The organism is Streptomyces sp. NPDC096012 (assembly GCF_040426375.1).
GTDB lineage: Bacteria > Actinomycetota > Actinomycetes > Streptomycetales > Streptomycetaceae > Streptomyces.
Genome location: NZ_JBEOTD010000006.1, coordinates 262,393 through 272,365 on the forward strand (window position 1 = coordinate 262,393; position 9,973 = coordinate 272,365).

The following is a 9,973-nucleotide window of genomic DNA, read 5'->3' on the forward strand; positions in this document are numbered from 1 at the left end:
CCGATCATCCGCCGTCCGTAACCCAAGTGCCGCGCCAGTCGTTGTGCGGGATACAGGCTCCCTGTGGTCACGTCCTGGCCGACCCTGATCGCTCGATCGTGTGAAGTGCTCGTGGGCGTGCAACCCTCAGGACCCCCTGGGGAGTCGACCGTCATGACGAGAGGAGGTGCCGCCAGTGATCGCGAACGTATCGGCGCACCGGCGGGCGAACGCCTTCGCCCAGGCCCTGGAGGAGCAGTCCGGCCAGGACACGGCGGCCGAGCAGTCAGCAGCAGCGGCGCAGTCGCCGCCGACCGCCGAGGAACGCACCGAACAGGGCCCGCTGCTGGCCCTGGCGGCGGATCTCGGCGCGCTGCCGAAGCCACAGCTCGACCCCGAGGTCAAGGTCGTCCAGCGCGCCCAGCTGGTGGCCGCGATGGAGGCCATGCTCCAGGAGGGGACCGGGGCGGTGGACGCGTCCGTACCGGAACAGCGCTCCCACCGGGCCAAGGGCGCGCACCGGGCCAGCCCGCTGGGCAAGCTCCGCCCGCGTTCCAGACTGACCAAGGGGCTCGCCGCGGGCGGGCTCAGCGTCGGCGTGGCCGCCGGGGCCTTCGGCGGGGTCGCCGCCGCCAGCTCCGACGCCCTGCCCGGCGACTCGCTGTACGGCCTGAAACGCGGCATCGAGGACTTCAGGCTCAACTACCTGACGGACGGGGACGACCAGCGCGGTCAGACCTACCTCGACCAGGCCTCCACCCGGCTCAGCGAGGCCCGTCGGCTACTGGACCGCGGCCGCAGCGGCCATCTCGACCACGAATCGATCGGTGAGATCCGCCGCACCCTGTCCGGGATGCAGCACGACGTCACCGAGGGCCACCGCCTGCTGCACGCCGCCTACGAGGCCGACCCCGACTCCCTGGGCCCCATCCAGGCGCTGTCCAGCTTCTCGCGGTCCCACCGCGAGATGTGGAGCGCCCTCAGCGACAAGCTGCCGGTGCAGCTCGGGGACGTCAAACAGCAGGTGTCGTCGGTCTTCGACGCCATAGACGAAGAAGTGGCCCCGCTGCAGTCCCTGCTCCCGCAACCGTCGTCCCGGCCCGGCGACGGTCAGCGGCGGAAGGGCTCCGGTCCGGCCTCCTCCGGCTCCTCCTCCGGCACCCACCGGTCCACCACCCCCAGCGGGAGCGGCACCCCGTCCGCCGGACAGCACACGAACGCCGGGACCCCGAGCGGCTCGGCCACCGGCAGCAGCGGTGACGGCCTCATCGGCGGCGACACCGGCGGCCTGCTCGACCCGCCCAGGACCGGCACCGGCAGCAGCGCGCCGTCCGTCGTCAAACCCCCGACGAGCGCACCCGACGTCACCCTGCCGCCGCTCCTGCCGGGCCTGCTGCCCGGCCTGGGAATCAACGGCGAGGACGCCGACTGACGCCCTCGGGCCATGAGAACGGGGGCGCCCCTCCCGAGCGGGGCGCCCCCGTCGTCGTTCTCCGCACCCGCACGGGATGCCGGCCCCGACCGGACGTCGGAAACCGGACGCGAGAAGCGGGACGCGAGAAACGGGCCTGGAAACCGGGCGTCAGAAGAAGACCGACCTGCGCTGCACCAGGAGCTTGTACAGCGTGTGCTGGATCTGCTCGCGGACCTGGTCGGTCAGGTTGAACATCAGCATCGGGTCCTCCGCCGCCTCCGGCGGATAGCCGTCCGTCGGGATCGGCTCACCGAACTGGATCGTCCACTTCGTCGGCAGCGGGATCGCCCCCAGCGGCCCCAGCCACGGGAACGTCGGCGTCAGCGGGAAGTACGGGAAGCCCAGCAGCCGGGCGAGGGTCTTCGCGTTGCCGATCATCGGGTAGATCTCCTCCGCCCCGACGATGGAGCACGGGATGATCGGCGCGCCCTGGCGCAGTGCGGTGGAGACGAAGCCGCCGCGGCCGAACCGCTGGAGCTTGTAGCGCTCGCTGAAAGGTTTCCCGATGCCCTTGAAGCCCTCCGGCATCACCCCGACCAGCTCACCCTGCGCCAGCAGCCGCTCCGCGTCCTCCGCACAGGCCAGGGTGTGCCCCAGCTTGCGCGCCAGCTCGTTCACCACCGGCAGCACGAAGACCAGGTCGGCCGCGAGAAGCCGCAGATGCCGGCCGGCCGGGTGGTGGTCGTGCACCGCGACCTGCATCATCAGGCCGTCCAGCGGCAGCGTCCCGGAGTGGTTGGCGACGATCAGCGCCCCGCCCTCGGCCGGGATGTTCTCGACGCCCTTCACCTCGACCCGGAAGTACCTCTCGTACACCGGCCGCAGCAACGACATCAGGACCTGGTCGGTCAGCTCCTCGTCGTAGCCGAAGTCGTCGACCTCGTACTCCCCGGTCAGCCGGCGCCGCAGGAAGGCCAGCCCGGCCGCCACACGCCGCTCGAGGCCGCTGTCGTGCCCGTCGGCCTCCGGCCGGTCCAGCGGCTCCTCCTCGCGGCCCACAGCTGCGTCCTGCTGCGCCTGCGCCCGGCCCGGCAGGGGCTGGACCTCGCCCATCTCCCCGGGCTCCCCGACGCCGCGCACCGTGCTCTCGCCGCCCTTGCGCCGGCCGGCCGGACTCCGGCGCCGCGCCGGGCGCTGCGCGCCGTTCCCGCGGGAGCGGTCGTCGTCGAACGGAATGACCTTGGCGTCCGCCATCGTTGCTGCGCTCCTCAGTTGGCGCTGTGCGTCGTGGGCCGGCCGCTGCCCGGCTCGGCCAGCGCGGCGATCCGGTCGACGGCCCCCGCGAGAGCCTCGGGCGGCAGCAGCCCGGGGCCCTGGCCGCGGGCGAAGTCCGCGAACGTCTCCGCCGTGGTGTACCTGGGCGTGAAACCCAGCGTCTCGCGCATCTGGACGGTGTCCACCACCCGTCCGTGGGTGAGCAACCGGATCTGCTCGGGCGAGAAGTCCGTCATACCCAGCGTACGGACCAGGGAGCCGGCCCAGGTGACCGCGGGCAGCAGCAGCGGCACGGTGGGCCGGCCCAGGCGCCGGGAGCACTGCGAGAGCAGCAGCGCACCGTCCCCGGCGATGTTGAAGGTACCGCTGTTGAGGGTGCCCCGGCGCGGCTCGTGCGAGGCGATCCGCAGCACCTCGATGACGTCGTCCTCGTGCACGAACTGCAGCCGCGGATCGTAGCCGAACACGGTCGGCAGGACCGGCAGGCAGAAGTACGAGGCGAGCGGGGTGTCCGCGGCCGGCCCGAGGATGTTGGCGAACCGCAGCACGCACACGGCGACGTCCGGCCGCCTCCGCGCGAACCCGCGCACGTACCCCTCGACCTCGACGGCGTCCTTCGCGAAACCGCCGCTGGGCAGCGACTTCGGCGGAGTCGTCTCGGTGAAGACGGCCGGATCACGCGGCGCCGAACCGTACACGTTGGTACTGGACTTCACCACCAGCCGTTTCACCGTCGGCGACTTCTGGCAGGCGCCGAGCAGCTGCATGGTGCCGATGACGTTGGTCTCCTTGACCGTGGCCCGGTTGCCGCCGCCCAGGGCCGTACCCGTCACGTCCATGTGCACGACCGTGTCGGCGCCCGTCTCCGCGAGCACCCGGGCGATGGTCGGCTGCCGGATGTCGGCCTGGATGAAGTCGGCCCCGCCCAGATGGTGGGCGGGCGGCACCGCGTCGACGGCGACCACGCGGTCGACCTCGGGGTCCCGCTGGATCCGCCGCACGAACCGGCCGCCCAGCTGCCGGGCGACTCCGGTGACGAGCACGACCTTCGCCAAGATCAGCGCCTTCCTTCCCGCGTTACCGGTATCCCGGGTTCCCCGTGTGCGGCCAACTTAGCGGTTCGTCGTTGCGCTGTGATGACCGCCCGATGCAGGAGGTGACCGAATGTCCCCCATCGGAATGTGCCGGGTGACCGGAACCTGCCGGCTCACACGCCTGTGGCCCCCCACCAGTCCTGGTGGGGGGCCACAGGTCACGCCTCGGCGGCGCCGCTTACTTCTTGTTGCGACGCTGAACGCGCGTGCGCTTGAGCAGCTTGCGGTGCTTCTTCTTGGCCATCCGCTTGCGCCGCTTCTTGATAACAGAGCCCACGACTACCCTCGCTCACTTCTCATCACTCGGTTGTTTGGGCGCCATGGGCCCACACGACCTACGAGGGGCTAGCCTACCCAACCGGGCGCCGAGGTCGTAATCGAGGGTGCTCCGGGGTCGCCCGGGGGCGCCGTCAGGCCGTTTCCACCCCCACATAGCTGTCGCGGAGGTACTCGTGTACCGCTTGCTCCGGGACACGGAAGGACCGTCCCACCCGGATCGCGGGCAGATGACCGCTGTGCACCAGCCGGTACACGGTCATCTTGGACACTCGCATCACCGTGGCGACCTCCGCCACGGTAAGGAACTGAACCTCGTTCAGAGGCCTCTCGCCAGCTGCAGCCATGACACACCTGAACCTTCCGCACTCGACGGCCACCGGCTTCCCCTTCCGGTGACTCTTCGTCGCTGCGTGCTCACTCCCCAATGTAGGGGCGGGTGATGCGAGTGGGGAAGAGGTGCACCCATCTCTGCCCTACTGTGACAGACGCGCCCGTTTGAGCACGTAGCGGGTGAGAGGGCGGTAGTACGCCGATCGCACGGCATCGTCAACCGGAACGACGACGGACACGCACCCCTCCGCCTCCCCCACGAACAGCGCGGGATCGTCGGTGTCGGCCAGCCCGATCGCCTCGAACCCCAGCTGACCAGCACCGCAGACCCACCCGTGGTCCCCGACGACCAGCTCCGGCAGCGGTCCCCCGCACTCCGCGGCGGCCTCGAGCGCGACCCGAACCGGGAGCGGGGAATGGCTGTGGACACCCGGCTCACCACCGGGGCGCACGGCTCCCGGTTCCCGCACCAGGGCAACACCCCGTACGTAGTCGAGGTCGTACGTGCGTAGACCGAACCGGGTCAATATGTCGATACAGCGACCCTGCGCAGGGGTGAGTACCTCACATCCCGCCGCCGAGAGCGCGTCCGCGAGGCCGGCGTAGAACCCGAGCAGCCGCTGCGGGTGCCCGGTGCCGAACAGCACGGGTGCGCCGCGCCCGGCGACCTCGTGGATCCGCTCCGCGAAGGCGTCCAGGGCGGCCAGTGTCCGCTCCGGATCGATCACGTCGGGACCGGAGGTGTGCCGGGGATCGGCGGAGACGCCGCACCTCCGCGCCATCAACGCGAGCAAGTCCCGCTGGCTCCAGGGCCCTTCGGGGTCGATTCCGATCAGCGCCCGGGGATCCCGTGCCGCGAACAGCCGGTAGCTGCGCAGGCTCCGCTCCCGCGAGGTCCCCACGACCCCGGCCAACCGGACGGCCAGGAGATGCTCACGAAGCTCGGCGCGGGTCGGCACGGGTGCGATGGTGACTCATCGCCGCTGAGGGCGAGGCGCAAACGCGGGGAATTCCGCACGGTTGGCGTAACGGGCGGACACCGAGGCCCACCGCGACACCCGGCCCGGCCTCGGCATCAACTTCGGCTTCGGCTTCGGCTTCGGCTTCGGCTCACGCTTCGGCTCCGGTGCCGGCATGGGCGTCGAACTCGGTGCCGGCCTCGGATTCGGTGCCGGCATGGGCACCGGCCTCGGATTCGGCCTCAGTGCCGGCCTCGGCATCGGCATGGGCGTCGGCCTCGGTGCCGGCCTCGGATTCGGTGTCGGCATTGGCCTCGGCCTCGGCAGGGGCGCCGGCCTCGGCCTTCCGTCCCGGCCCGCAGCAGCGCCGGACTGCGCCCCCTCTAGGGCAGCAGGCCCCGCAGCGGAAACGCCGCGCGGCGCGTGGCGAGCACGGCCTGGTCCAGGCGGTCGGCGGGGTCGTACCCCGCCTCCCAGGACGCCCAACTCACCGGCCACCGGCCGTCGGTCATCCGCTGCGGCCCCAGCTGCCGGGTGCGGGCGAACACCTCCTGCCGCCAGGCCTCGGGAATCACGGCCTCAGGGGCGACGGGCCGGCCCGCCGCGATCCCCACCAGGTGCGTCCACGAGCGCGGCACGACGTCCACCACCGCGTACCCGCCGCCACCCAGCGCGACCCACTTGCCCCCGGCGTGCTCGTGCGCCAGTTCGTGGCACGCCACCTGCACCGCCCGCTGCGCGTCCAGCGAGACGGCGAGATGCGCCAGCGGATCCTCGAAATGCGTGTCGGCCCCGTGCTGCGACACGAGCACCTGTGGCCGGAAGTCGGCCAGCAGCTCCGGCACCACCGAGTGGAACGCCCGCAGCCACCCGGCGTCGGCCGTCCCCGCCGGCAGGCCCACGTTCACGGCGGCACCCTCGCCCTCGCCCGCCCCGGTCTCCTGCGGCCATCCGGTCTGCGGGAACAACGTACGAGGATGCTCGTGCAGCGAGATCGTCAGAACCCGTGGATCCTCCCAGAACGCCGCCTGCACCCCGTCCCCGTGATGGACGTCGACGTCCACATAGGCGACGCGCTCGGCCCCCAGCTCCAGCAGCCGGGCGATCGCCAGGGCCGCGTCGTTGTAGACGCAGAACCCCGAGGCACCCCCGGGCATCGCGTGATGCAGGCCCCCGGCGAAGTTCACGGCGTGGTCGGCGTCCCCGCGCCACACCGCCTCCGCGGCCCCCACCGACTGCCCGGCGATCAGCGCGGACACCTCGTGCATCCCGGCGAACGCGGGATCGTCGACCGTGCCGAGCCCGTAGGCCCCCTGGGCCCCCGCCGGATCCGCGGACGCGGCCTTCACGGCGTCGATGTAGTCCTCCCGGTGGACCAGCCGCAGCGTCGACTCCCCGGCCGGCTTCGCCGCGACGACCGCCATCTCCCGGTCGAGCCCGAAGGCGCCCACCAGCTTCCTGGTCAGCGCCAGCCGGACCGGATCCATCGGATGGTCCGGGCCGAAGTCATAGCCCGTTACTGCCTCGTCCCACATCAGCTGTGCGCGGCCGCTCATGCCCGCCACCGTATCGGTCCGGTTGAGCGGCGAACGACCTGGCATACACCAACGTCAGCAGCACCAACACCATCGGCACAAGCATGGCCCCCCGGTAGCTCCACGCGTCCCCGAGCGCCCCCACCAACGGGGAACCGACGAGGAAGCCGACGTAGTTGAAGATGTTGAGCCGGGCTATCGCCGCGTCCGACGCGCCGGGGAACAGCCGCCCCGCGGCTGCGAACGTCTGCGGGACCAGGACACACAGGCCGAGGCCCAGCAGGGTGAACCCGAGCATCCCCACCCACGCGTCCGGCGCCACGGCCACGACGGCGAACCCCCCGGCCGCCACCAGCGTGCCGAGCCGGACGACCGCCACGGCCCCGAACCGCCGCACCCCGAGGTCCCCGATGCCCCGGCCCACCAGCGTGGTCACCATGTACACGTTGTACGGAACGGTCGCCAGCTGCTCCGAACCGCCCAGTACGTCCTTCACGTACTTCGCGCTCCAGTTGGAGACGGTCGAGTCCCCGATGTACGCGAAGGTCATCACCAGGCACAGCGGCAGCAGCAGCCTGAACACCAGGCTCCCGCCCGGCTCCCGGTCCTCCGCCACCGGCGCCGGATCTCCGTCGACGTACCACCGGCTGCCCACCAGCGCCGCCGGCAGCAGCACGGCCACCACCGGCAGGTACGACACCCAGAGCGCGAGGTGCCAGTGTGCTCCGGCCCAGGCCAGCGAGGCGCCCACGATCCCGCCCAGACTGTAGGCGGCATGGAAGCTGAGCATGATGCTGCGCCGGTACGCCCGCTGCAGGCTCACCCCGAGCATGTTCATGGAGGCGTCCAGCACCCCCACGGCCAGCCCGAAGGCACCCAGCGCCACCGCCGCCGCGGCCACCTGCCCGTGCCCGCCGGCACCGGCTCCGAGCAGCGCCAGCAGGACCAGCGGCTGGGACCAGCGCAGCAGCCGGCTCGGCCGTACCCGCTTCACGAGGTGCTCGGTGGTCACGCTGCCGGCACCGGCGAGGATCGGTACGGCGGCCAGGAAGACCGGCAGCAGCGCGTCGGAGATGCCGTAGCGGTCCTGGACGGCCGGGATGCGCGTGACCAGGAGGGCGAAGGCGACGCCCTGGGCGAAGAAGCTGAACGCCAGCGAGGCCCTACCGCGCCGCAGCACATCAGTCATGGCGGCGAGCGTAGGGCCCCTGGCTACCTGTGGGTAGATCCAGCCAAAGATGAATTTCCCTCAGGTTTACCCGAGTTCGGCACCGCGCGAGCGGCCCGGCGTCGGCCGGACGCTCTCGCGTGGCCGGACGCTCTGGCGTCGGCGGGTGTTGTGGCGTCGCCGGGCGGGAGGCTTTGCCCGGCGGACGGCATGGTCCGAGCGGAAGGCTCAGGCAGCGACGGTGACGGCGACCGCGGGCTTCCCGCCCCGGCCACCGGCTTCGATCTGCCGACCGGCTTCGTCCTGGCCGGCAGCTTCGCCGTGACGGACGGCTTCGCCGTGACCGGCGGCTTCGCCCTGGCCGGCGGCCACTGCCTCCCCCTCCGCGGGCACGGCCTCGGTGCGGACCTCGGCGGCCAGCATCCTGTCCATCGGCCCGACGGCCAGGCCACCCGAGACCACGAAGGCGACGGCCATCGCACCGATCATGATGACCGTGCCGAGCCACACCATGGTGTCCACCGGGACGGTGTACGCCCCGACGGCGCGCGCGACGCACTCCGCCAGCAGCGCCAGGCCCCAGACGGCGGAGAACACGTTCTCCTTGCGACGGAAGTCCGCCGACCCGGAAGCCAGCCGCTCCCAGGCGGCCTCCTTCGCGGCGTCGCCCTTGATGAGCAAGGGCTTCATGCCGGCGGTCATCATCGGCTTGCCGAGCCGGACCGAGACCAGGATGCCGATGGCGACCACGCTGCTGACGCCGCTGTCCTTGGCGAGCATGAGCCGCGGGTCACCCGAGACGAAGCTCAGCAGCAGCGACACCACGTTCACGACGAGGATGAGTCCGGCCAGCGCGTTGGTCCTCCGCTCCCTGACCAGTCCCCATGCGGTCCGCACCGCCGGGACCACGCTGCTCCAGGCGAGCGCGGCGAAGATGCTCATCCCGAGGCCGTCCTTCAGGACGTAGTACGAGCCGAGCGGTACCGCGACATCGACGAGCAGCGGCTTGAAGTTGTCCAGCACGCTCGGGTTCTGCTTCTGCTTCTGGTGCCTGCTCCGGCCCCGGGCCCCCGTGTTCTTCTTCATGCCCCAAGCTTCGCGGCCGGCGAGGGCCCTCGGGTAGGAACGTTCGTCCGCAGGACCGGATGACAATTGTCAGGCTCCGACCGGTGGCCCGGGTCATACCAGCAGGTCGGCCAACTCCCCCATGCCGGAGAAGAGTTTGTTCGCCCCGGCGAGTCTGGAGGCGGGCGTCATCGCGGTGAAACCGTACACGTCCATCCCGGCCGCCAGGGCCGCCTGGACGCCCAGTGGCGAGTCCTCGATCACCAGGCACCGCTCGGGGGCGACCCCCATCCGCTCGGCCGCGTGCAGGAAGAGGTCGGGCGCCGGCTTGCCCCGCCCGACGTCCTGCGAGCTGAAGATCCGCCCCTCGGCGAACCACCGGTCGAGTCCGGTCGTCCGGTGCCCGACCCTGATCCGCTCGTGGCTTCCCGAGGAGGCCACGCAGTACGGCACCCCGCTCGCGGCCAGCTTCTCCAGCACGTCGCCGACGCCGGCCACGGGCTTCAATTCCCGTGCGAAGGCGGCGAAGACGCGCGCGTGGAAGACGTCGTCGAAGTCGTCGGGCAGCCGCCGTCCGGTCCGCTCCAGGACGAGCTCATGGATCCGGTGCATCGCCGACCCCATGTAGTCCCGTATGGACTCCTCGTACGACGTGGGGTGCCCCAGTTCGGTCAGATAGGCGGCAAGGAGCCGGTTGGAAATGGGCTCGCTGTCCACCAGGACACCGTCGTTGTCGAAGATGATGAGGTTGTGGCGCATGCCATGAGTCTAAGAGACCCGGAACGCAGAAAACCCCCGCATCTTTCGATGCGGGGGTCTCCCTCAAATTTTGTTCGGCGGTGTCCTACTCTCCCACAGGGTCCCCCCTGCAGTAC

At 71.3% G+C, this 9,973-nt stretch carries 9 protein-coding genes and 1 pseudogene; 1 reads left to right on the plus strand and 9 read right to left on the minus strand.

Annotation, left to right across the window (positions count from 1 at the left end):
- The first annotated feature begins 175 nt into the window (after window positions 1–175).
- Window positions 176–1,411, plus strand: a complete 1,236-nt coding sequence (locus ABVB68_RS09725; protein WP_353600474.1) for a DUF5667 domain-containing protein — start codon at window positions 176–178, stop codon at window positions 1,409–1,411.
- Between the two features lie 150 nt (window positions 1,412–1,561).
- Here the strand turns inward: ABVB68_RS09725 and ABVB68_RS09730 are convergent, their stop codons facing one another.
- The 9 genes and pseudogenes from ABVB68_RS09730 to ABVB68_RS09770 all read right to left on the minus strand — a co-directional run bounded on the left by ABVB68_RS09730 (window position 1,562) and on the right by ABVB68_RS09770 (window position 9,857).
- Window positions 1,562–2,647: a lysophospholipid acyltransferase family protein gene (locus tag ABVB68_RS09730; protein ID WP_353600475.1), complete on the minus strand. Its 1,086-nt coding sequence runs from the start codon at window positions 2,645–2,647 to the stop codon at window positions 1,562–1,564.
- A gap of 14 nt (window positions 2,648–2,661) precedes the next feature.
- Entirely contained in the window at window positions 2,662–3,723 is a 1,062-nt protein-coding gene (locus ABVB68_RS09735; RefSeq protein WP_353600476.1) for an NAD-dependent epimerase/dehydratase family protein, read from the minus strand.
- A 217-nt stretch (window positions 3,724–3,940) separates the two neighbouring features.
- On the minus strand, window positions 3,941–4,039 hold the full coding sequence (locus ABVB68_RS09740) for a 30S ribosomal protein bS22 (protein ID WP_003948845.1): 99 nt from the start codon (window positions 4,037–4,039) through the stop codon (window positions 3,941–3,943).
- Window positions 4,040–4,172: 133 nt separating this feature from the next.
- Window positions 4,173–4,385: a helix-turn-helix domain-containing protein gene (locus ABVB68_RS09745; RefSeq protein ID WP_046417307.1), complete on the minus strand. Its 213-nt coding sequence runs from the start codon at window positions 4,383–4,385 to the stop codon at window positions 4,173–4,175.
- A 129-nt stretch (window positions 4,386–4,514) separates the two neighbouring features.
- Window positions 4,515–5,330: a phosphatase gene (locus ABVB68_RS09750; RefSeq protein ID WP_353600477.1), complete on the minus strand. Its 816-nt coding sequence runs from the start codon at window positions 5,328–5,330 to the stop codon at window positions 4,515–4,517.
- A 383-nt stretch (window positions 5,331–5,713) separates the two neighbouring features.
- On the minus strand, window positions 5,714–6,886 hold the full coding sequence (locus ABVB68_RS09755; protein WP_353600478.1) for an acetoin utilization protein AcuC: 1,173 nt from the start codon (window positions 6,884–6,886) through the stop codon (window positions 5,714–5,716).
- On the minus strand, window positions 6,837–8,054 hold the full coding sequence (locus ABVB68_RS09760; protein WP_353600479.1) for an MFS transporter: 1,218 nt from the start codon (window positions 8,052–8,054) through the stop codon (window positions 6,837–6,839). Before ABVB68_RS09760 ends, ABVB68_RS09755 begins: the two co-directional genes overlap by 50 nt.
- 342 nt (window positions 8,055–8,396) lie before the next feature.
- Window positions 8,397–9,119, minus strand: a pseudogene (locus ABVB68_RS09765) (VC0807 family protein); the annotation flags it as partial.
- Between the two features lie 93 nt (window positions 9,120–9,212).
- Entirely contained in the window at window positions 9,213–9,857 is a 645-nt protein-coding gene (locus ABVB68_RS09770) for an HAD family hydrolase (protein WP_353600481.1), read from the minus strand.
- Window positions 9,858–9,973: the final 116 nt, after the last annotated feature.